Genomic DNA, 22,821 nt, shown 5'->3' on the forward strand with positions numbered 1-22,821 from the left:
TGCCTCCACGGGCGGCGTGCAGATCGCGGGAACGCAGTGACATCACGTGCGGCACCACCGGATGCCGCGACACAAAGACTAGCCGGCGCTGGCGCAATGGCGACGCCAGAACAGGCGGTAGCCCTCCTCGACCTTGCGCGTGTAGGTCTCGACATTGCCCGCGGCCGAGCCCGCGACCATCGCCGGCAGCGCGGTCCGCAGCTTCGCCAGCTCAGCCGGCTTCGAGGCCCACTTCGCGGCGAGCGCGACATACCCGTCGTCGTCTTCGGCGACGAACTCGCCGAGCCCGACCGCCGTGACGATCGCCGCCGCGGCGCGCGACGCCGCGCTGCGTCCGAGCCTGGCGATGACCGGCACGCCGGCCTGCAGCGACTCCCAGGTGCTGACGCCGCCATTCTGCGGAAACGGATCGAGCGAGATGTCGACCTCGGCAAACTGCGCGATCTGCTGCTCGCGCGTCGACCAGCCGAGACAGACCACGCGCTCCGGCGCGACGCCTTGCGCGGCGAAGCGCGCCAGGAGACGGTCACGCAACAGGGGATCATCGAGCGAGCTGCTCTTGATCACGATGCGCGAGTCCGGCAGCTGCTGCATGATCCGTGTCCAGACGATCAGCGCAGGATCGGAGATCTTGTCCAACCGATTGAACACGCCGAAGCTCACAAAGCCATTGCGGAGCATCGGCAGCGGTGTCGGCGCGATGTCCGGCAGCGCTTCAGTGGTGATCACCGCCGGCAGGTCATGGACCTGCTCGGCGAACAGATGACGCACCGTTGCGGGCACCGTGACCGGATCGGCCAGGAAGTAGTCGATCGTCGGCAGCCCCGTGCCGGTGCCGCTGCCCCAGGCCGTGACCTGGACCGGGGCGGGCTTGCGGGCAAACAGCGGCAGGCGATTGCCGGCGGAGTGGCCGGAGAGATCGACCAGGATATCGACGCCGTCGGCGTCGATGCGGTCGGCGAGCTCGTCGTCCGACATCTGCGCGACGTCGACCCAGAGATCGGCGCAGGCACGGAATTGCGCCGTGACGGCATCCTGCACCGGCGAGCAGGCGTAGCAGGCGACTGCGAAATTCTGCGGGTCGCGATGCCTGAGCACCGGCAGGAATGTCAGCGCGGCCGAATGATTCCGGAAGTCGGAGGAGACGTAGCCGATCGTCAGACGCCGCTCCGGGTCGAGATCGCGCTTCGACGCTGGCCGGCGCGGGACGTTGGCGCCGATCCGCTGCCACCATTCGCGCCGTGCCGCCTGCTGGAGCGCAAAGTCGGCCTCCGGCATGAACTCGAGCGTGAAAATCTTCGCAGTCATGGCCTCGGCAAAATCGGGCCTGATTTCAAGAGCGCGATCGAAATGCTCGACGGCCGCAACGACCTCGCCCTGCTTGGCGTAGCAGATGCCGAGCCACAACCAGGCCTCCTCGGAGCGCGGATTCCGCTCCAGCACCTTGCGGCAGGCATCGACGGATTGGGCGACGTCCTTGAAGTGGCCGAGCTGGGCCTTGCCGAGCAGCGCCATCTCCAGCATCGGATCATGCGCCAGCGCCGCCTCGTAGTCCGCCTTCGCCTGGTCGAAACGGCCGGCCATCTGATGCAGCCGGCCGCGCTGCGCCAGCACCTGCGGCGCACCGGGCTTGACGGCAAGCGCGGCATCGAAGGCCGCGAGCGCCTCGGTGTGATGACGCAGGTTGATGCTCGCCAGCCCCTTGCCGAACATCGCCTCCATGTGGCGCGGATTGAGCGACAGTGCGCGATCGAAGCTCTGATTGGCCTCGGCGTTGCGACCGAGCGGAAGCAGCGCCATGCCGCGGTTGCAATAGGCGTCGGCATAGTCGGGCTTCAGCGCGATCGCGCGGTCATGCGCCGCAATCGCCTCGTCCGGCAGGCCGAGGCGCATCAGCGTGTTGCCGAGACCCGTCTGCGCGACCACGAGGGTCGGCTTCAGCGCAATCGCCCGCTCCTGGTATTTGCGCGCCTCCTCGAAGCGCTTGCGGTTGAACAGCGCGAGGCCGAGATTGGAGAGCGCCTCGGCATGTCGCGGCTCGATCTCGACGGCTTTGGTGAGCGCCTGCGAAGCGAGATCAATTTGGCCACCGTCCAGCGCCGTCACGCCGAGCAGGTGCAGGGCATCGAAATGATCGGGCAGCAGCGCCAGGATCTGGCTGCAGATCGCCTGGGCTTCGGCACGGCGACCGCCGCGATAGGCGGCGACGGCCGCGGGCATCAGCGCATCGGCCTGCTTGCGATGCTTCTTCTGCAACCTCGCATTCTGAAACGCGCGGGAACCGACATCGCTTGCCAAAGACGGCCTCCGAATAACGCGTGGAACTACATATCGGGCTTGTTCACGCGCGACCTTGCTTCAGGCCGCGACGGATGGGCCTCAGCCGCCAGTGGCGCAATAGCGGCGCCAGAACTGGCGATACCCCTCCTCGACCTTGCGCGTGTAGGTCTCGACATTGCCGGCGGCCGAGTTGGCCACCCGCGTCGGCAGCTCCGCACGGAGCTGAGCGAGCTCGGCCGGCCGCGCCGCGTGTTTCAGGGCGATCGCAATGTACCCCTCGTCGTCCTCGGCCACCCAGTCGTCGAGCCCAATCGCCTCGACGATCGCGCCGCCGGCGCGCGACGCCGCACTGTTGCCGAGCTTGGCGACCACGGGAACGCCGGCCTGCAGCGATTCCCAAGTGCTGACGCCGCCATTCTGCGGGAACGGATCGAGCGAGATGTCGATGTTGGCGAACGCTGCGATGTGCTCGTGGCGCATCGAGGCGCCGAGACAGGTGAGGCGGCTCTCGTTGACGCCGTGCGCGGCGAAGCGGGCGATCAGCGTGTCGCGCAGGAATGCATCCTCCAGCGCGCCGTTCTTGATGACGATGCGGGCGTCCGGCAACGCTTGGAGCAGCGCCGACCAGACCCTCAGCACCTCGTCGGAGATCTTGTCGACGCGGTTGAAGACACCAAACGTGACGTGGCCGTTGCGCAGCATCGGCAGCGGCGTCGCCTGCGCTCCCGGCAGCGGATCCGTCGTGATCAGCGCCGGGAGATCGTAGACCTGTTCGGCGAACAGCGGCCGCACCGCCGATGGCACCGTGACCGGATCGGCAAAGAAGTAGTCCATGGTGGGCAATCCGGTGCCGGTCGCGTTGCCCCACGCGGTGACCTGGATCGGCGCCGGCTTGCGGGCAAACACGGTGAGACGATTGCCGGCCGAGTGGCCGGAGAGATCGACCAGAATGTCGACCTGGTCGGCCTGGATGCGATCGGCCAACTCATCGTCGGACAATTGAGAGCCGTCGACCCAGCCGTCGGCCGCGACCTTGCACTGTTCCGTCACGGAATCGACCAGCGGCGAGCACGAGTAGCAGATGACCTTGAATGCCGCGTGGTCGTGATGGCGCAGCACCGGAAGGAAGGTCAGCGCGGCCGAATGGCTGCGGAAGTCGGACGACACGTAACCGACCGTGATGCGGCGATCCGGATCGCGGTCGATGGCGGCAAGCTGGCGCTGCGGGATATGCGCGCCGATCCGCTCCCACCATTCGCGGCGGACAGCCTGATGCACGGCCACGTCGGCGCCGGGATAGAAATCGAGCGCGAAGATCTTCTTCATGATCGCATCCTCGAAATCCGGCTTGATCTCGAGGGCGCGGTCGAAGTGCTGGATGGCGCCGGCGGTATCGCCCTGCTTTGCGAGGCACGTGCCGAGCCAGATCAGCGCCACCTCCGACGCCGGATTCTGCTCAAGCACCCGCTTGCAGGCCACCATGGCCGGCGCGATCCGCTCGGTGAGCACGCAGACATGGGCCTTGCCGAGCAGCGCCGCCTCCAGCCCGGGGTCGGTCGCCAGCGCAGCATCGAAATCGGCCTCGGCCTCGGCGAACCGTCCCATCTGCACGTAGAGACGGCCACGCTGCGCGATGACCGCCGCCGTCCCCGGCTTCATGGCGAGCGCCGCGTTGAAGGCAGCGAGCGCCTGCTCGAGATGCCGCAGATTGACGCTGACCAGTCCCTTGCCGAACGTCGCCTGCATGTGCCGCGGCGCCAGCGCCAAGGCGCGGTCGAAACTCTGTTTGGCCTCTTCGTTGCGCAGCAGGAGCAGTTGCGCCATGCCGCGATTGCAATAAGCGTCGGCAAAGTCCGGCTTGAGGGCGATGGCGCGGTCATGCATCTCGATCGCCTGCGCGAACAGCTGCATGTTCATCAGGGTGTTGCCGAGGCTCGTCAGCGCCGCGGCAAAATTGGGCTTGAGCGCAACGGCGCGCTCCTGTACCGCGCGCGCCTCCTCGTAGCGCTTCATGCTGAACAGCACCAGGCCGAGATTGGCCAGGGCCTCGGCATTGCGCGGCTCCACGGCGACCGCGCGGGTCAGGGCCTGCTCGGCGAGGTCGAGCCGGCCGCTATCGAGCGCGGAGGCGCCGAGAAGGTGCAAGGCGTCGAAATGATCGGGCACGAGGGCCAGAGCCTGTCCGCAGATGGCCTGGGCATCGGCATGCCGGCCCGCCCGGTAGGCCTCGACGGCCTTCGGCAGCAGGCTATCGGCCTGCTTGCGATTCTTCTTCTGCAGGCGCGCATTCTGGAACGCGCGCGATCCGATCGTGCTTTGCAACGAAGCTCTCCGGCGGACGACGTCCGGGGCTGTCTAGCACGGCTCGCGTGATTCGAGGCGAGACCCGCCCTACTCGCGGCGGTAATCGTCCTCGATGCGGATGATGTCATCCTCGCCGAGATAGGACCCGGTCTGGACCTCGATCAGCTCCAGCAGGATCTTGCCCGGGTTCTCCAGCCGGTGCACCGCGCCCATCGGAATGTAGATCGATTCGTTCTCATGCACGGTCTTGACGGTCTCGTTCACGGTGACCCGCGCCGCGCCGCGCACCACGATCCAGTGCTCGGACCGGTGATAGTGCTTCTGCAGCGACAGGCGCTGGCCAGGCTTGACGATGATGCGCTTGACCTGATGACGCTCGCCATTGTCGACCGACTGATAGCTGCCCCAGGGCCGGTGCACCTTGATGTGCGCCTCGGTCACTTCGGGCGCCACGGTCTTGAGCTTCGCGACCAGCCGCTTCAAGCCGTTGGCATCGCGCTGGCGCGACACCAGCACGGCATCCTGCGCCGCCACCACGACCAGATCGTCGACGCCTTCGAGCGCGACCAGCGCCTTGTCGGTGACCACGTTGCAGTTGCGGGAATCCTCGAACACGGCGGTGCCGCGCGCGGCATTGCCCTGCCCGTCCTTGTCGGACAGTTCCCAGACCGCGTGCCAGGAGCCGACGTCAGACCAGCCGCACGACACCGCCACCACGGCGGCACGTCCGGTCTTTTCCATCACGGCATAGTCGATCGAGATCGGCTTGGCCGCCGCGAAGGCATCGGAATCCAGGATGATGAAACCGAGGTCGCGGCCGGCCTTGGAGACAGCGTCGATCACCGTCTGCACGCTGCCCGCATCGAACTTGCGGTATTCATCGAGCAGGACCGACGCGCGGAACATGAAGTTGCCGCTGTTCCAGAGATAGCCCTCGCGGATGTAGCGCTCGGCGGTCGGCTGATCCGGCTTCTCGACGAATTTTGCGACGGCCCGCACTTCCCCGGATACCGATGCACCCGGGCTGATATAGCCATATTCGGTGGCCGCGCGCTCTGGATTGACGCCGAAGGTGACGATGCGGCCGGCCTCGGCGGCAGCGAGCCCCTGCCGGCACGCCGCGAGGAAGGCCGCGGTGTCGCGAACGACGTGATCGGCCGCGAGTGCCAGCACGACAGCGTCCTGATGGCGCGACTGGGCGAAGGCGGCTCCGGCTGCGATGGCCGGGCCTGAATCACGCCGCATCGGCTCCAGCAGGACGTCGGCCTCGATGCCGATCTCGGCCAGTTGCTCCAGCACCATGAAGCGATAGGCCAGGTTGGTGATGATGATCGGCCGCTCGAACAAGTCGGCATCGGATACGCGCAGCAGCGTGTCCTGGAACGTGGAACGGGTGCCGAACAGCGGCAGGAACTGCTTCGGGCGAACCTCCCGCGATGCCGGCCACAGCCGGGTCCCAGCGCCGCCGCACATGATGAGAGGAATGATGCGTCCGGTCATGAATCAACCCGTTAAATTCGGTGATAGTCGCGGTACCATTTCGCAAAACGTCCGATGCCGTCGGCGATCGAGGTCGCCGGCCGGAAGCCGATGTCGCGTTCGAGGTCGCTGACATCAGCATAGGTCGCCTCGACGTCGCCGGGCTGCATCGGCAGCATCTCCCTGATGGCCGGCCGCCCGAACTCCTTCTCTAGTAGTGTTATCACGTCCATCAGCTGTTCGGGATGATTGTTGCCGATATTGTAAATCCGCCATGGCGCCCGGCTGCTCGACGGATCGGGCCTGTTTCCATCCCAATCCGGGTTTCCCTGGGGCGGGCGGCCGATCAGGCGGACGATGGCCTGCACGATGTCGTCGACATAGGTAAAATCACGCCGCATCCGGCCTTGATTGAACAGCTTGACCGGCTGCCCGGCGAGGATGGCCCTGGCAAAGAGGAACATCGCCATGTCGGGACGGCCCCAGGGGCCGTAGACGGTGAAGAAGCGCAGCCCGGTGGCCGGCAGGCGGTAGAGATGACTGTAGGAATGCGCCATCAGCTCGTTCGCCTTCTTGCTTGCCGCATAGAGGCTGATCGGATGATCGACATTGTCCTTGACCGAGAACGGCAGCTTGGTGTTGGCGCCATAGACCGATGAGGACGATGCGAACAGCAGATGCTCGCAGTCATGATGGCGGCAACCCTCGAGGACGTTGATGAAGCCCTCGAGATTGGCATCGACATAGGCGTGCGGATTTTCCAGCGAGTAGCGCACGCCGGCCTGGGCCGCGAGATGCACCACGGCGGGAAAGCGATGCTGGGCAAACAGCGCCTTGATGCCGGCACGGTCGACGAGGTCGAGCTTGTGAAAGGTGAAGCCGGGCGCCGCCTTCAGAAGGTCGAGCCGCGCCTCCTTCAGCTTCGGATCGTAATAGGCGTTGATGTTGTCGATGCCGACCACCTGCCGTCCCTCGGCGAGCAGCCGCTGCGTCAGGTGAAATCCGATGAAGCCGGCGGCGCCGGTCACGAGGATGGGATGATCTGCCATGGTCGCTCCGTCAGGGTCGCCACAGTTCGATGGCGGCGGGTTTGCTCGCGCGGTCGAGCTTCATCTTGACGTCGAGCACGAGGCCGCTCTCCTCGCGCAGCAGGCCCTGCACAAGAGCCCAGCCTCCGGCGAGATACTGATCGTGCGACACGGCCAACACCACCGCGTCGGCTGGGCGCAGCGCCTCGATCGCCGTCAGGCCGATGCCATACTCCTCGTGCACCGCCGCTGCATCGGCGAGGGGATCGGCGATCTGCACCTCGACGCCGAACGACTGCAATTCGCTGATGATGTCGATCACCCGCGAATTGCGGATGTCCGGCACATTCTCCTTGAACGTCATGCCGAGAATGGTGACGACGCCCCCCCGGCCCTTCCGCCGCAGCAGCCCGCGAATGCATTCGCGCGCAATGCGCCGGCCCATCTCGTCGTTGATGCGGCGGCCCGCCAGGATGACCTCGGGATGGTAGCCCGCCTTCTCGGCGCGATAGGTGAGGTAATAGGGATCGACGCCGATGCAGTGGCCGCCGACGAGGCCGGGCGTGAAGGGCAGGAAGTTCCACTTGGTGGCGGCGGCTGCGAGCACGTCGCCGGTATCGATCTCGAGCGCCTGGAAGATCAGCGACAGCTCATTCATGAAGGCGATATTGAGATCGCGCTGGGTGTTCTCGATCACCTTGGCCGCCTCGGCGACCTTGATCGAGGGCGCGCGATGGATGCCGGCCGTGACGACCGAGCCATAGACGGCCGCCACGATCTCGAGCGTCTGCGGGTTCTGTGCCGAGACGACCTTGGTGATGGTCTCGAAGCGATGCGTCTTGTCACCGGGATTGATGCGCTCCGGCGAATAGCCGACGTTGAAATCGGCCCCCGCCTTCAGGCCCGAGCAGCTCTCCAGCAACGGGACGCAGTCTTCCTCGACGGCGCCCGGGTAGACGGTCGACTCATAGACGACGATGTCGCCGGGCTTCAGAACGGCGCCAACGGCGCGCGTCGCGGCCAGCATGGCGCCCAGATCGGGCCGACGTGCGCTGTCGATCGGGGTCGGAACCGTGACGATGAAGAAATCGGCAGTCTCGATATCGGCCGGCTCGCTGGTGAAGCGCAGGCCCGGCCGCCGCAGATCGCCCGCATCGACCTCGCAGGTCCGATCCCTGGCGTCCTTCAGCTCTGCGACGCGGGCCGCATCGATATCGAACCCGATCGCCGGGCAGCCTGTCCGCGCGAACGCAGCCGCGACCGGCAGGCCGACATAGCCAAGGCCTATCACCGCAATCTTCCGGCCATGAGACATAAATTGATATTCCGGTCGTTTCGGAGGCCATTGACGCCACCCCTGCGACTGTTTAGCCACCGGGGCATCAGGACCGCAAGGGGCGGCTACGGCTCCCCTTACCCGGGGTCCGGCCCTGCCAGGACGGGCGTTGCGCGTATCGCACTCGGCTTGGACCGTTTCAACCAAGAGCGAAGCCAGCCTGGCATGCGTGCGTTTTTGATTCTTCTCCTCCGGATCGTGGTGTCGCTGGCTCTGCTGTATCTCGCTCTGCGCGGGATCAACTTTGCGGCGATCCGCGAGCGGCTCAGTCAGATCAACATCGGCTGGATCGGGCTGGCGGTGGCCATCACGCTGGTGCAGATCTTCATCGGCGCCCTGCGGTGGCGCGAGATCTCCGCGCTGTGCGGCGCGCCGCTGACGGACATGCAGGCGTTCCGCTACAACATGATCGGCGCCTTCTTCAATCAGACCCTGCCGTCCTCGATCGGCGGCGACGCCGTGCGGCTGTGGCTGATCGGGCGCACCGGCGCCGGCTGGCGCGCAGCCAGCTACTCGATCCTGACCGACCGCGCCGTCGGCTTCATCGCGCTGGCGCTGATCATCGTCGCGAGCCTGCCGTGGAGCTATGGCATGATCGCCGACCAGCACGGGCGCCTGGCCCTGGTGCTGGTCGACGCCGCCGCACTGGCGGCCGGCGTCGGCTTCCTCACCATCGGCCATCTGCCGGCGGCGTGGATGAAGGCGTGGTGGCCGACGCGCCACGTCTATGCCTGCTCGGTGATCGCGAACAGGGTAATCTTCGGCCGGACCACGGCCGCGAAGATCGCCGTGCTGTCGCTTTCGATCCACGTGCTGGCCGTCGTCATCGCCTGGTGCGCCGTGCGCTCCATCGCGGCGCCAGCCGCATTCGAACAACTGTTCCTGCTGACCCCGCCGATCATGCTGATCACGATGCTGCCGATCTCGATCGCTGGTTGGGGCGTCCGCGAGGCGACGATGATGGTCGCATTCGGCTATGCCGGGCTTGCGCCGGCCGACGGCACCGTGGTCTCGATCCTGTTCGGCGCGGTCTACTTCATCGTCGGCGGCATGGGCGGACTCGTGTGGATTCTCAGCGCCGAAAAGAGCGCTGGCCGCCTCGCCGTTCCCGCGACGGTCGAAGACTGACCTGGATCATGATGCGATTCCACGGAATCGCATCATGATCTCATCTCTTTGTTTAAGCATGATCTTTTCGGAAAACCGGTTTCCACTTTTCCGGATCATGCTCTAGGCGGCGCGCGCCCATTCGTCGTGCCAGGCCTGCGCCATCAGCACGTTCCAAAGCCAGTAGGAATGATTGTGGCGGCGGCTGAGATGCTCGTCGAACATGCGCGTCACCCGCACCGGATCGAACAGACCCTGCCGCCTCAGCCGCTCCGGCGACAGCAGGTCCGAGGCCCACGATTTCAACGGCCCACGCAGCCACGCGTCGAGGGGAATGCTGAAGCCCGTCTTCGGCCGATCGATCATCTCAGCCGGCACGTGGCGATACAGCACCTGTCGTACCAGCCATTTGCCGCGACCGTCCCGCACCTTCATGCTGGAAGGAACCTTGGCTGAAAACTCGACGACGTCCTTGTCGAGGAACGGCACGCGCGTCTCCAACGCCACCGCCATCGCCGCGCGATCCACCTTCTGCAGGATGTCGTCGCTGAGATAGCTGAGGGAGTCCGCCAGGGTCATGCGGTCGAGCGGGTCGAGCTGCGCCGCAAGCTGCCGCATCTCGTTCCCTGCCCAACTTTCCTGCTCCGTGCCGCCCACCACCGTCCCGGCCGGATCCTGATCGATCGAGCACAGCGCCCGGTAGAGGCCATCAAAGCCGTCGGCGGCAATGACGCGGCCGAGCTTGGCCGCCTGATCGCCGGCATGCCGAACCTTCAATCGGGCCGGCAACACCGGCTGCAGCGCCCTGAGAACCGTATCGGCCGGCTCTGGGGCGATCGCACCGAGAACGGCACCAATCGCACGCCGCAGCGACATCGGCACGCGACCAAGGCGCGCCTGCAGCGCGCCGCCCCATACATGCCTGTTGTAGCCGCCGAACAGCTCGTCGCCCGCGTCACCTGACAATGCGACAGTCACATGCCGGCGCGCGAGCTGCGCGACCAGATGCGTCGGGATCTGCGAGGAGTCGGCGAACGGCTCGTCATAGATCCGCGGCAGCTTGGGCACCACGTCCATCGCGGTCCGCGCATCGACATAGAGCTCGGTGTGATCGGTGCCGAGATGCTGCGCGACGTTGCGCGCGTCCTCGGCCTCGTTGTAGCCGCCTTCGGCGAAGCCGATGCTGAAGGTGCGCACAGGCTGGCCCGCCTGCGCCTGCATCAGGGCGACAATCGTCGACGAATCGACGCCGCCGGACAGGAACGCGCCGAGCGGCACGTCCGACAAGCACTGTCGCTTCACGGCCACCGACAGCAGCTGCTCCAGCCGTTCGACCGCCTCGCCCTCGTCGGCAATGCGATCGTCCTGAGCGGCGGCGACACGATCGCGCAGCGACCAATAGGGTTGCGGCAGCGGCCAGCCGCCAGGAGCCGCATCCGCGGGGAAGCTCACGAACGACGCCGCGGGCAGCTTGCGTATGCCGGTCCAGATCGTGGCGGGCGCCGGCACGTAGGAATAGCGCATGAACGCCGTGAGCGCCGCTCGGTCGAGCGACGGCGCCCAGGAGGGATGCGCCGCCAGCGCCTTGAGCTCGGAGCCGAACACCAGATCAGCGTTGCTCCAGCCGTAGAACAGCGGCTTTTCGCCGAAGCGGTCGCGTGCCAGGATCAATTGCCGAGTCTCGGCGTCCCACAGCCCGAAGACGAACATGCCGATCAGGCGCTGAAGCGTCGGTCGAACGCCCCATCGGCTGATCGCGGCGAGCAGCGTTTCGGTATCGGAATGACCGCGCCAATTCGGCGCGTCGCCACCGGCCTCCAGCTCGGCACGGACATCGAGATGGTTGTAGATCTCGCCGTTGAAGGTGACGGTGTAGCGCCCGCAGGCACTGTGCATCGGCTGCGCCCCGGCCTCGGAGAGATCGAGGATCGCCAGACGGCGATGTCCGAAGGCGAGGCCCCTCGCAGCGCTGATCCAAGTGCCGGACGCATCTGGCCCCCGATGCGCCAGCGCCGTCGTCATGCGATCAATGATCCCGGTCAGTTGGGCCTCGTCGGCTCCGCCGGGGCGAAGCAGGCCGGCTATGCCGCACATGGTGCCATCTCCGCCACCCCGTCCCCCATCTGCATGGCTCAGTGGCCCTCGACGGCGTCGCGCAGCAACTCCGTCTCATGATTGGCCAGGAAACCGAGGCTCGGACGGCTGGTGCCGTAGTAATAGGGCAGCCCCAGCGCACGCCTCCAGCGCGACAACAGTCCTGCGCCATCGTGATCGCCTTCGAATTCAGCCAACCGACCGTCGGCGATGGCCAGGACCTCATCGGCCGTGTGGCGGATGTCGTCCGCCGAGTTGGTCTCCGGATGCGCACCGCTCCGGCCCAGCACGGCCGCATCGAACACGCGCCAGCGCCAGGGCGACGTCGTCAGTTGATGCTGCGTCAGCACGGTGCCGTCTGCTAGCCTGACGGGCTTGAGGGCAAAACGGACGTTGCTGTTCCACAGCTGGGCGTCGGTCGTGATCGCATTCACGATCGCACAAGGAATGCCGAAACTGACAGCGACATTCGTCAACCCGGACGTCGTCCCAATGAATGCGTGGGCATGGCGAATCAGGTGGATGTCCATCAGCTCCGATCTGAATTCGCTCAGCGCGTAATCGATCGTGCGAGCCATCGGCGGAAGCCTCGGCGAGTTCGGACCACCGAGCTTGATGACCCATCCGCCATGGGTGGTGATCAGACGAATGGCGTCCAAAGACGTCTCGATCGGCGCATTGCGATGGGTCTGCCCTGTGCCCATGAACTCGAAATAGTGCGCAGCGTCCCGCGTGTGCAGGCACACATACCAGTCGTCGGGCTTCATGCCGTGGCTGGAACGGAACGCGTCGAAGCCAGCCGCTGCGGCGGCCGCACTCCGATCGTAGGCGTCACGCAGCGGATGCCCTCTTCCCTCGCGCTCCCATTGTTCGATGGCGATCGCACCGGCGTCCTGCCAAGGTACGACCCGCCCGTCCGGCAGCCTGAACGCGTTGAAATTCAACCCGTACCAGCGCTGCAAGGACAGCAGTTCTTCACCCAGTCGCTCCGATACGGTTTCACCGATCACCACGACCTTGCCGAAACTTTCAAACAGCTTGAAGAAGACCGCATTGGCGATGCTGTCGGGGCGGACGACGATCACGGCTTCGCCTGACCACCAGCCCAGCTCTCGCATGCGAAACAGGATGTCGAGCATGCCCAGATGGCCGATCTGCGTCGCCCATTCCTCAGGAACGAGCCGCAGCGCATCCAGGGTCACGCCGAGCCGGTCGAGCAGCCGCCTCAACTCATCAGAAAGCGGTGGCGGCGATGCCCGGAGTTCCTGCTGCACGTTCAAAGCCCGCTCGTACAAGCGAATTGCAATCTCGCCGCGACCGACATGCATCACGCGCTGGCCCGTGAAGTTGCACAGGTCGAACAGCCGGCCGCGAGCCCCGCAGAGGAAATCGAGGCTGTTCGGGAAGTAACGCGGTGAATTCCGAGCCGCGATGTTCTGGTGGGGACGGAAAAAATGCAGGCTGCTCCGACACGCCCAGAACATCGCATCGAGCGCCGCCGCTTCATCCCCTTCGATGAGGTCGACCATGGCCTTGTAGAAGGCGAGATCGACCATCGCCTCGAGCTGTTCGGGCTTCGCTCCTGCCGCGGCGTCGCGCGCCTCCGAAAACTCGCCCAGCTCGAACAAGGATCGAACCAGCGCGTATCTGGTCTCCGCGTCATCGGACGCCAAGGCATCGCGGCCGACCATGCCGGCGGCCTCGCGATAGGCACCGATGCTGCTCAGGGCTCGAAGCGAGGCAGCGGGGAAATGGCGGCTGAGAGCTGTCGAAAAACGAAACTCCGGCCGAGTTGCAAGATATGACGTCACATAGGGAAAATACGCCTGAGCCAGGCGCCGCCTGAGCGGAAGTCTCGCGGCGAAGGCGATCACCAGGCCAAGGAACACCACGCGTCGCGGCAGCAGATTGAGGGTCGCCCCGACTATGACAAAGACCTGGTAGACAAACCGTCGGCGCCCGCCGCGCATCGGCCTTCGCTTTTGCAGTTTCATACGACCAAGTTCCACACAACCTTGAAATCCCCGATTCCGCGCGTTCGGATCAAGGCAGAGCTTGGACGACCGGCCGTTCAAGTCGCCTGCGCTGCGCGCCCGGGATCACTTCTCGGGATGAGGACAGCACGCTCGCCGGGTCGGATGCGAGATTCCCCCAAGGAGACATCGCCCCGCAAATGCCAACCAGGGATTGAACCGTTTGGATCGCACCTATAACAGAGGTGTCGGGAATTTTCCAAGCCGAACATGGGGATGAACGCGAGCAAACCTAAGAGAGAGGAGAATTCAGAAATTCCGGCATCCAACCGCACCTGGTCACATCGCCCCTGATGGCAGGGAGACGTCGACGTCTCGGACGAACCGGCATGGCGCCGGCGTCTCCTTTTGCTGAAATCCCGCACAATCATTTGCCGTCGGGAAATGCCCGTTTGAAGGCCGCCGTCTTGACGATCTCGCGAGCAAGATGGCTCGTAAAGACCTGAGCGCCCTGCCGATCCAAATGGCCGCCGCCGTCAATCGTCGTCAGGCCATCGAATGGCGGCGCGATCAGCTCGATGTTCAATTCCCTTGCCAGTTCTGCGGCCTGCTGGACGCAAGACTGGCTATGCGGGACCAATGTGAGCACGGCCTCTCCGCCCACCTCATTGAGAAATCTCTTCGCATAGTCGACAATCGCGGGGGTCGTATGGCAGTCAGGATTGCGGGCCGACAGCATCGGCTTGTTGCCCAAGGCGACGTAGCCCGGATTGGCATCCAGCGCCATGTCACCATCAGTGATGTTGCGATAGAGGCCGGTGGGCGAGAAATAGCCATTCTGATACGCCGCAACCAAGTCCTCGATACGCCAGTGCAAATTGCGGCCGATCACCGTCAGGTACCCCCGCATTCGATTGCGCTGGACGGCGGCAATGGGCTGTTTCTGCGGACCAAGAGTGACGTTGAGATCGTTGCTGAAAAAGTGCACGAACTGATCGTCGGCATTGATGATCCACAGACGCGGACGGATTTTCCAGCGTTGGATCACGAGCCGCGAGAACTCACCGCCGCGAATGCCCACGAAGGCCATGTTGTAGATCCCCAATCGACCGAGCACCGGCGATTGCGCGAGCGTCTGCCGGTCCACGGCATAGCTGACGAAGGACGGACCAAGAAAGACAATGTCAGCCCGCTTGGCGGCTTCGACCGATCCTCCGAGGTTGCTGTAGAAGATATCCTGGTCCTGGATCTGCGGAATGCTGCGGCCTCCGAAATCACGATACCAGTTGGTGTCGCCTTGGCGCGGAATCTGCAGCACTCCATCGCGCAACGTCCACACGTCGGACGAGAACAGCGACAAACCGAGCGAAAACGCGAACGCGGCCGCCAGGCCCACAATTCCGACTGCGATGAGATAGCGCCCGAATCCACCCGGTTCAGCTGACTTTTCCGGTGCAGACCGGCCGACTGTCGACATGACGCAATTCCCGCTCGATAGGTTGTCTCGGTGGGTGTCGTGGCAGCTGCTTTCGGCTTCGACAACGAGAGTCTAGACACGACGTCAGCCGGTGGAACAGAGGGTTTCCCGCTCCTCCCCAGTTTGCTTTGCGCGCGAGAGCGCAGACCTATCGGGATGTCATCTGCATGGCCCATAGAGGGTTTCCTCGCCGCTACGATCATCGGCGAGAGTGATTGCGCGAAACCCCATCATGGCGTCGTCGGATTGGCGTCGTTGGTCAGATTTTCGAGCTGCCATAGCAGAAGAATCATTGATCGAAAAGGGCCCGCTCTTTTCGAGAGGCCGGCCGCACGTCGCTGCCGTCAGGAGGCGGCATCCCCCGAAATTCGCAGCGGGAGAGGTGCACCCAACTTGGCAGCGCCCTCAATCATTGATAAAGCAACGCAATATGCAGCAACATCAAGAAACTTGTTATGCTTTTCACGCAGTTTGAGTTTCTGTTCCTGTTCCTGCCGGTGACCCTGGTCGGCTATTTTCTGCTGGCTCGCTTTTTCGCCGCCCCCGTCGTGCGCCTCAGCTGGCTCACCGCGGCGTCGCTCACCTTCTACAGCTATTGGGACATTCACTTCGTCCCGATCATCCTGGTCTCCATCGTCTTCAATTATACGATGGGCCTGCTGATTGCCGGACAGACCGGAAAGCTCCGCACTGGCCTGTTTTCAGCTGCCATCACGCTCAACCTGGCTGCGCTCGCGTTCTACAAATACACGAATTTCGGCATCCAGATCCTCAATGCGATCACCGCGTCGAAACACCCCTCGCTCGCGATCGTTCTCCCGCTCGGCATTTCGTTTTTTACCTTCACCCAGATCGCCTACCTCGCCGACGTCTACGGGGGGTATTCCGATGAGCGAAGCTTCGTGAAATACGGCCTGTTCGTCACGTATTTCCCGCATCTGGTCGCCGGCCCGATCCTCCATCACCGCGAGATGATGCCGCAATTCGGCTCGGAGGAGAGCCGAAGGATTTCGCTCGAAAAAGTCGCGGTCGGCCTCACGATTCTGACCATTGGGCTATTCAAGAAGTCGTTCATCGCGGATGGGTTCGGCCTGATCGCGAATCCCGTGTTCCAGGCCGCCAATTCGAGCCACCTTCACCTGATCGACGCCTGGGGCGGCGCGCTCGCATACTCGCTGCAGATCTACTTCGATTTCTCAGGCTACTCGGACATGGCGATCGGCATCTCGATCATGTTCGGGATCCGGCTGCCCTTCAACTTCGATTCCCCCTACAAGTCGCTGAGCATCGTCGAATTCTGGCGCCGTTGGCATATCTCGCTGTCGCGCTTCCTGCGCGACTATCTCTACATCCCGCTTGGCGGCAACCGCTACGGCGAGCACCGGAGAAACGCCAACCTCTTCGCCACCATGCTGCTCGGCGGTCTCTGGCACGGCGCCGGCTTCACCTTCATCATCTGGGGCGCCCTGCACGGGCTGTTTCTGATCGTCAATCATCGCTGGAGCAAATTCGTCGCGCAGCGACCGGCCCTCACCCGCCTGTCGGCGACCGCCTGGTATGCGGTGGCGGCTCTATTGTTGACACAGTTCGTCGTGGTTCTGGCATGGGTTTTCTTCCGGGCCGACAATCCGAATGCCGCGGTCAGGCTGATCAAGGGGATGCTCGCCCTGTCCAACCCGGAGAAGATCACGGCAACGAACCTCGTCGATCCGCGCGTCATGATCGCGATCCTGGCAGGCTATGTCGCCTGTTTCACCCTGCCCAACGTGAACACAATGTTCGAGCGTTGGAAGGTCGGGCTGGAAACCTACCACAACCCTCGTCCCTGGAGCATTCTGAACCTGAAGTGGCGACCGTCCTTGCCGTGGGCAATCGGAACTTCCATCGCGCTCGTGGCGGCAGTTCTGATGAACATCATTGCCGGAGACACCTCGCAGTTCCTCTACTTCCAATTCTGAACGAGCCGGGCGTGGCAAGCGACGGGCCTCGAGCCCTCGCCACCGACATTCTGGCTTAGTGAACGCAGAAGGGCCGTCGATCGCGCCGATCCTGCTGAGGAATCCGAATATGTTCTCGTCGAAGCTGTCCAGGCAGGCGGCGTGGCGCTGGCGCATCATCCGCTTGCGGCAACCACGCCAAGCTATTAGCCTGATTCTAGCGCAACCAACTCCCAGCACGACGCGGATTGCGAGCCAAACTCGCTAACTCCCGAAGCACAATCATCAAGGCGGGCTCGAACTTTGGCGCGGTATCTTGCGATCGTAGTGGCGCTGTTTGCTGTCGTTTTCCTGCCGCTGCTGGCTGTTTTCGAATGGGCCGGCTGGCGATTGGGCGCGACCGTTCCGCTCTCCATGATTGCAGCCCAGCAATCGCGCACAGAACGGCTGGTCTGGCTCGGCACCTTCAAGGACTATGCACCCTACAAGCTCGAACGAATCAAACAGGTCCGTCCTGAGGTTCTGCTGGTAGGAAGTTCGCGGTGCGGTCAGGCGCGCGAGCAGATGTTCCGCCCCTATGTGACCTACAATGCGTGCCTGACGGCTTGGCCTCTCACGCACGTTGTGGACTTTGTCGATCGCGCAACCACGGTGGCGAAGCCGCGCGTAGTCGTCGTAGCGCTGGACTACTTCCTGTTTGGCGATTTCCTCGCTGACGTCTGGCGGAAAGAACGCACGATGGACTTCGCCCAGGGCATCGATTCGCATCGGCGGAAGCTGCACGACGTCGCAGACTTCGTCACGCGGGCCCACGGAGACCTCGATGCAATCCGTTCGGCCATGATGACGCCGCAGCTCGAGCCTGTTGACAACAACAGGCTGATAGGAACAGAGGCGATCCGTGGCAAGTTCGGGTTCCGCAAGGATGGTTCCGTCATGGTCGCGCCACCCTACCGGAATGCAGCAGCCGAAACCTTGGCGCGCGGCGCTCAATACGTCACCTCCTCGTTTCCGGGCGCGCCCCATCTCAGCGAACGCGAATTTGGCGAGATCGAGCGGCTGTCTCGGCTGTCCCGCGAGCGCGGGTTCTCGGTGATTGCAATCCAGTATCCGCTCCTGGAGAGCGCTGCCGCCTTTCTCGACACCGATGAGGCCTATTGGCCCTATTCCGGACTCTGGCGCGAGATCAGGAGTCCACAGACCGTCGAAAGATTTGCGCAGCTAGGCATTCAGTTCTTCGACATGAGCCGCACCGAGATATCGCGCGATGCCGGCAACTTCTTCGATCCCGCGCATCCTTCGGAACGGGGCATGCTCAAGACCTACCTCGCACTGCTGGACCGCCCCGAGTTCAGCAAGCTGTTTCCGCTGATCGACCGCAGCGCGTTGACGGCCGATCTTGAAAAAGGACAAGGTGAACAGTTCGACCTCTATCACTGAGACGTCCTGCGAGAGACTGGCGTCCCCGAGGCTTTTCCGCGTGGCCCGCCGACCAGCGCAACGCAGTCCGTCTCTCGCCGGAGCATTCTTGGATCCATCCTTCGCCTGATTCGTCTGCACAGCGCCGAGCATTGCCGTGAAGGACGATGAGCTCTCCGGAAGCCGCATTCCGACGCGACCACACAACCGCAAGCTAACAGGACTGTTTGTGCTGCTGCGCACACCTGATAAAGAGACCATTGGAAATGATCGGCCGCCGGCCCCTCCATCGCTCCGATCTCGGGGTCACGCTTGTTTTTTTCGCAACGAAATCAATGTCGAGCATGAAAGATGCAGATCGGAACGGGATTCGCGGTGCAGATGTGCCGGGCGACAGCGACGCTTTGCATCGGAGTTCTTCGGCCGGCGAATGACACGGTGGCCGGATGTCCTACCTCAGCCCGATCGAGCCGGAGGCGAATTCCTTGGATCAGGTGATCGATATGAGTGAGATGGATCTGGCCTGCCAGACTGTTCGCGCCTCTTGTGACTCCGGGGAGACGATTGCGTTCGTGTCCGGCAACTTCAACGTCGTGCACCCCGGACATCTACGGCTCTTGAAGTTCGCCGCCGAGCAGGCCGACGTGCTGGTCGTGGGCGTCAATCCCGATTCGACGCCCGGCGTGACCCTGGCGCAGGACATGCGCCTCGAAAATGTGCGTTCCATCGCCTTTGTGCACCATGCCGTGCGCTTGGATAGGTCGGCGTCCGACTTCATCGCGCATCTGAAGCCGACCGTCGTCGTCAAGGGCAAGGAGTTCGAGGATCGCGCCAATCCCGAGCAGGAGGCCGTGGACGTCTATGGCGGGCGGCTGATCTTCTCGTCCGGTGAGTTGCGCTTTGCGTCGCTGTCGCTGCTGGAACGCGACGCCAACATCGACATCTCCACGGTTCGCAAACCGCAGGAATTTCCCAAGCGCCACGGCTTCGAGATCACGAATCTGAAGGATCTGCTCCGCAAGCTCTCCGGCATGCGGGTCGCCGTCATCGGCGACCTGATCGTCGACGAATATGTCACCTGCGATGCGGTCGGCATGTCCCAGGAGGATCCGACCATCGTGGTGACGCCGCTGATGACCCGCACCTTCGTCGGCGGTGCCGGCGCGGTTGCGGCGCATGCCCATGGCCTCGGCGCGGACGTGAAGTTCTTCACGCTCGTCGGCGACGACGAGGCGGCGCGATTCGCGCGCAACACGCTGGAACAGCATGGCGTCAACTTCAACGCCTTCACCGACCAGAGCCGGCCGACCACGCGCAAACAGCGTTTTCGCGCGCTCAACAAGACGTTGCTGCGGGTCAACCATCTGCGCCAGCACGCCTCGGACGCCGACCTGCAGCGGCAAATGCTGACATCGGTCGAGCGTGCCTTGAAGACCTGCGATCTGCTGCTGTTCTCCTGCTTCAACTATGGCTGCCTGCCGCAGGATCTGGTCGACGCGATCGCGGATCGCGCCCGCGCACAGGGCGTGATGATGGCGGCCGACAGCCAGGTGTCCTCGCAGACCGGCGACGTCTCCCGCTTCAAGGGCATGACCCTGCTGACGCCGACCGAGCGCGAGGCGCGCGTCGCGCTGAACGACTTCATCTCGGGCCTCGCCGTGATCAGCGAGCGACTGGTCGAGCGGGCCCGCACCAAGAATCTGGTGATCACGCTCGGCGCCGAAGGCGCGCTGATCAACACCTTGGCGGATGGCACCTTCACCTCGGACCGGCTGCCGGCGTTCAATCCGTCGCCGAAGGACGTGTCCGGCGCCGGCGACAGCTTCTTCATGGCCTGCTCGATGGGCCTGCGCGCGGGCGCCGATATCTGGCGGGCCTCCTATCTCGGATCGCTGGCGGCCGCCCTCCAGGTCTCCCGCGTCGGCAACCTTCCCTTGACGACGGCAGAGCTGGTGCGGGAAATCGACGAGACCGGGTTCAGCCAGGAGTAGGATGTCGTCATGCGTGCCCTCCTGCTCGCGGCGGGGATCGGAAGCCGGCTGCGCCCGCTGACCAATACGACGCCGAAATGCCTGGTGCGTGTGCACGACCGGCCATTGCTGGACTACTGGCTCGATCTCGTGTTCGAAGGCGGCATCGAGCGCGCGCTGCTCAATACACACTGGCTCGCCGAACAGGTGCGCGTGCACGTGGCGCAATCGCGCTGGCGGGACCGCATCGATCTCGTTCACGAAGATGAACTGCTCGGGACGGGCGGCACCGTGCTTGCCAACCGCGCCTGGTTCGGCGACCAGCCCTTCCTCGTGGCTCACGCCGACAATCTGACGGATTTCGACGTCGCGGGGCTGCTCTCCGCCCATCGCAACCGCCCTGATGGCTGCATCATGACGATGCTCGCGTTCCGCACCGATGATCCGAGCTCGTGCGGGATTCTCGAGCTGGACGATCAGCACAGGGTGATCGCCTTCCATGAGAAGGTCAAGAATCCGCCTGGGAACCTCGCCAATGGCGCGGTCTACGTGTTCGATCCTGCCGTCATCACCGACATCGCCGCGTTGGGAAAGCCGATCGTCGATCTCTCCACCGAAATCATCCCCAACTATCTCGGACGCATTTTGTGCGTGGAAACCAGCGGTTATCATCGGGATATCGGTAACCCGGAAAGCTTGCGCCGGGCCCATTTGGAGTTTAATCACGAACCGCGCCGTGGCGGGGACGTCTGACGGGCGGCTTGCGCCGCCGGGCTGGTCGCCTTCCCTAGCCAATTTGTATAAAGGTGCGCGCGACGCGCCAGCCGGCGACACGACAGGCGAGCCACGGGGATTGCTCAGATGAAGATATTCGTGACCGGAGCGTGCGGCTACAAGGGCAGCGTGCTCGTGCCGAAGCTCTTGAAGGCCGGCCACAAGGTGGTCGCGTTCGACATCATGTGGTTCGGCAATTTCCTCGAGCCGCATCCGGATCTCACCGTCGTCCAGGGCGACGTCCGCAATCCCGACGCCATCGACCTGACCGGGGTCGACGCCATCATCCATCTCTCCAGCGTCGCCAACGACCCGTGCGGCGATCTCGACCCCAAGCTGACCTGGGAGATCTCCTGCCTCGCCACGATGCAGCTCGCCGACCGCGCCTATCGCCACGGCATCAAGCGCTTCATCTACGCGTCCTCCGGCAGCGTCTACGGCGTGAAGGAAGAGGAGCAGGTCACCGAGGATCTCGAGCTGCTGCCGATCTCCGAGTACAACAAGACCAAGATGTGCGGCGAGCGCATCGTGCTGTCCTACAAGGATGACATGGTGGTGCAGATCGTCCGTCCCGCGACCGTGTGCGGCTACTCTCCGCGCCAGCGGCTCGACGTCTCCGTCAACATGCTGACGATGCAGGCGCTGATGAACGGCCGCATCACCGTGTTCGGCGGCGACCAGACCCGGCCGAACATCCACATCGACGACATCACCGACCTTTATCTCTTCCTGCTCGATCATCCTGAGCACACCGGGATCTATAATGCGGGCTTCGAGAACATCTCGATCCTCGACATCGCCAATCTGGTCACCAAGCACGTGCCGGCTGAGGTCATCGTGACGCCCTCGAACGACCCGCGCAGCTATCGCGTCAACTCCGATCGCCTGCTCGCGACCGGCTTCCGCCCGAAGAAGACAGTGGAAGACGCGATCAAGGAAATCATCGGCATGTACTCGCAGGGCCAGCTCAAGAACGACGATCGCTGGTACAATCTGAAATGGATGGAGAAGGAGGTCGTGAAATGAACGTCCTGGCCTTCAAGACCCCCGGCAGCCTGTTCGCCGACTACACCAGCCGCTTCAGCACCGTGCTGAAGGATTTCGACTGGAGCCCGGTCGAGAAGCTCGCCTATGATCTGCGCGACTGCTGGCAGACCGGCCGGCAGGTGTTCTTCTGCGGCAATGGCGGCAGCGGTGGCAACGCCAACCACCTCGCCAACGATTTCCTCTACGCGCTCTCGAAGACGCCAGGCTCGGGTCTGCGCGTGCACTCGCTGTCGTCGAACCCATCCGTGATCACCTGCCTCGCCAATGACGAAGGCTATGACCAGGTGTTCTCGCTGCAGCTCGCGGTGCTCGCGCGCAAGGGCGACGTGCTGATCACCTTCTCCGGCTCCGGCAACTCGCCGAACATCCTGAAGGCGCTGGAAGAAGGCAAGAAGATCGGCATGACCAGCTATGCCGTGCTGGGCTTCTCCGGCGGCAAGGCCAAGGCCCTCGCCGACGTGCCGATCCATTTCGCGGTCGACGACATGCAGATCGCCGAGGACGCGCAGATGGTGATCGGCCACATGATCATGCAGTGGCTGTACGCCCAGCGCGGCGACATCATCACGACGCGCGAGGTCTGACGGACAGGGACG

At 64.0% G+C, this 22,821-nt stretch carries 15 protein-coding genes; 7 read left to right on the forward strand and 8 right to left on the reverse strand.

All coding sequences use genetic code 11. The annotated features are described in order from the left end of the window. Positions 1–78: 78 nt before the first annotated feature. The 5 genes from QX039_RS03115 to QX039_RS03135 all read right to left on the reverse strand — a co-directional run bounded on the left by QX039_RS03115 (position 79) and on the right by QX039_RS03135 (position 8,406). Positions 79–2,298, reverse strand: a complete 2,220-nt coding sequence (locus tag QX039_RS03115) for a tetratricopeptide repeat protein (protein ID WP_315738884.1) — start codon at positions 2,296–2,298, stop codon at positions 79–81. Between the two features lie 81 nt (positions 2,299–2,379). Continuing rightward, positions 2,380–4,602, reverse strand: coding sequence for a tetratricopeptide repeat protein (locus QX039_RS03120; protein ID WP_315773372.1), 2,223 nt, complete (start codon positions 4,600–4,602; stop codon positions 2,380–2,382). A 69-nt stretch (positions 4,603–4,671) separates the two neighbouring features. Beyond that, positions 4,672–6,084 carry a mannose-1-phosphate guanylyltransferase/mannose-6-phosphate isomerase gene (locus QX039_RS03125; RefSeq protein WP_315738886.1) on the reverse strand — a complete coding sequence of 471 codons (1,413 nt, stop codon included), beginning with the start codon at positions 6,082–6,084 and terminating at the stop codon, positions 4,672–4,674. 11 nt (positions 6,085–6,095) lie between these two features. Continuing rightward, positions 6,096–7,112 (reverse strand): NAD-dependent epimerase, encoded by a 1,017-nt coding sequence (locus QX039_RS03130; RefSeq protein WP_315738887.1) that lies wholly within the window; start codon positions 7,110–7,112, stop codon positions 6,096–6,098. Between the two features lie 10 nt (positions 7,113–7,122). Continuing rightward, positions 7,123–8,406 carry a nucleotide sugar dehydrogenase gene (locus QX039_RS03135; protein WP_315738888.1) on the reverse strand — a complete coding sequence of 428 codons (1,284 nt, stop codon included), beginning with the start codon at positions 8,404–8,406 and terminating at the stop codon, positions 7,123–7,125. A 186-nt stretch (positions 8,407–8,592) separates the two neighbouring features. Here QX039_RS03135 and QX039_RS03140 point away from each other — a divergent pair, with 186 nt between their 5' ends. Continuing rightward, a complete protein-coding gene (locus QX039_RS03140; protein WP_315738889.1) occupies positions 8,593–9,555 on the forward strand; it encodes a lysylphosphatidylglycerol synthase transmembrane domain-containing protein in 963 nt (320 codons plus the stop codon). Positions 9,556–9,657: 102 nt separating this feature from the next. Here the strand turns inward: QX039_RS03140 and asnB are convergent, their stop codons facing one another. The 3 genes from asnB to QX039_RS03155 form a co-directional block, all read right to left on the reverse strand. Beyond that, positions 9,658–11,628, reverse strand: coding sequence for an asparagine synthase (glutamine-hydrolyzing) (gene asnB / locus QX039_RS03145; protein ID WP_315738890.1), 1,971 nt, complete (start codon positions 11,626–11,628; stop codon positions 9,658–9,660). A gap of 38 nt (positions 11,629–11,666) precedes the next feature. After that, on the reverse strand, positions 11,667–13,622 hold the full coding sequence (locus tag QX039_RS03150) for a TIGR04372 family glycosyltransferase (RefSeq protein ID WP_315738891.1): 1,956 nt from the start codon (positions 13,620–13,622) through the stop codon (positions 11,667–11,669). A gap of 406 nt (positions 13,623–14,028) precedes the next feature. Continuing rightward, positions 14,029–15,078 (reverse strand): hypothetical protein, encoded by a 1,050-nt coding sequence (locus QX039_RS03155; RefSeq protein WP_315738892.1) that lies wholly within the window; start codon positions 15,076–15,078, stop codon positions 14,029–14,031. Positions 15,079–15,533: 455 nt separating this feature from the next. Between QX039_RS03155 and QX039_RS03160 the strand changes: the two genes are divergently transcribed. From QX039_RS03160 to QX039_RS03185, 6 genes are all read left to right on the forward strand, one after another. Next, positions 15,534–17,036: an MBOAT family protein gene (locus QX039_RS03160; RefSeq protein WP_315738893.1), complete on the forward strand. Its 1,503-nt coding sequence runs from the start codon at positions 15,534–15,536 to the stop codon at positions 17,034–17,036. 306 nt (positions 17,037–17,342) lie between these two features. Continuing rightward, entirely contained in the window at positions 17,343–18,455 is a 1,113-nt protein-coding gene (locus QX039_RS03165; RefSeq protein WP_315738894.1) for a hypothetical protein, read from the forward strand. 482 nt (positions 18,456–18,937) lie between these two features. Further along, positions 18,938–20,425, forward strand: a complete 1,488-nt coding sequence (locus tag QX039_RS03170; protein WP_409998910.1) for a PfkB family carbohydrate kinase — start codon at positions 18,938–18,940, stop codon at positions 20,423–20,425. Between the two features lie 9 nt (positions 20,426–20,434). Continuing rightward, complete coding sequence (locus QX039_RS03175; RefSeq protein ID WP_315738895.1) at positions 20,435–21,157, forward strand: nucleotidyltransferase family protein; 723 nt, start codon at positions 20,435–20,437, stop codon at positions 21,155–21,157. A gap of 108 nt (positions 21,158–21,265) precedes the next feature. Further along, the gene (locus tag QX039_RS03180; protein WP_315738896.1) at positions 21,266–22,204 is read left to right on the forward strand and encodes an SDR family oxidoreductase; all 939 of its coding nucleotides are present in this window, start codon (positions 21,266–21,268) and stop codon (positions 22,202–22,204) included. Further along, positions 22,201–22,809: an SIS domain-containing protein gene (locus QX039_RS03185; RefSeq protein WP_315712798.1), complete on the forward strand. Its 609-nt coding sequence runs from the start codon at positions 22,201–22,203 to the stop codon at positions 22,807–22,809. The genes QX039_RS03180 and QX039_RS03185 overlap by 4 nt, the downstream gene beginning before the upstream one ends. Positions 22,810–22,821: the final 12 nt, after the last annotated feature.

The sequence above is a fragment of the Bradyrhizobium sp. SZCCHNR1043 genome, from assembly GCF_032489675.1.
Taxonomy (GTDB): Bacteria; Pseudomonadota; Alphaproteobacteria; order Rhizobiales; family Xanthobacteraceae; genus Bradyrhizobium.

Bases quoted from the DNA above. Each gene is read 5' to 3' on its own strand.
- QX039_RS03125 (WP_315738886.1), bottom strand. From the start codon at position 6,084: ATGACCGGACGCATCATTCCTCTCATCATGTGCGGCGGCGCTGGGACC.
- QX039_RS03130 (WP_315738887.1), bottom strand. From the start codon at position 7,112: ATGGCAGATCATCCCATCCTCGTGACCGGCGCCGCCGGCTTCATCGGA.
- QX039_RS03135 (WP_315738888.1), bottom strand. From the start codon at position 8,406: ATGTCTCATGGCCGGAAGATTGCGGTGATAGGCCTTGGCTATGTCGGC.
- QX039_RS03140 (WP_315738889.1), top strand. From the start codon at position 8,593: ATGCGTGCGTTTTTGATTCTTCTCCTCCGGATCGTGGTGTCGCTGGCT.
- asnB (WP_315738890.1), bottom strand. From the start codon at position 11,628: ATGTGCGGCATAGCCGGCCTGCTTCGCCCCGGCGGAGCCGACGAGGCC.
- QX039_RS03150 (WP_315738891.1), bottom strand. From the start codon at position 13,622: ATGAAACTGCAAAAGCGAAGGCCGATGCGCGGCGGGCGCCGACGGTTT.
- QX039_RS03155 (WP_315738892.1), bottom strand. From the start codon at position 15,078: ATGTCGACAGTCGGCCGGTCTGCACCGGAAAAGTCAGCTGAACCGGGT.
- QX039_RS03160 (WP_315738893.1), top strand. From the start codon at position 15,534: ATGCTTTTCACGCAGTTTGAGTTTCTGTTCCTGTTCCTGCCGGTGACC.
- QX039_RS03170 (WP_409998910.1), top strand. From the start codon at position 18,938: ATGAGTGAGATGGATCTGGCCTGCCAGACTGTTCGCGCCTCTTGTGAC.
- QX039_RS03175 (WP_315738895.1), top strand. From the start codon at position 20,435: ATGCGTGCCCTCCTGCTCGCGGCGGGGATCGGAAGCCGGCTGCGCCCG.
- QX039_RS03180 (WP_315738896.1), top strand. From the start codon at position 21,266: ATGAAGATATTCGTGACCGGAGCGTGCGGCTACAAGGGCAGCGTGCTC.
- QX039_RS03185 (WP_315712798.1), top strand. From the start codon at position 22,201: ATGAACGTCCTGGCCTTCAAGACCCCCGGCAGCCTGTTCGCCGACTAC.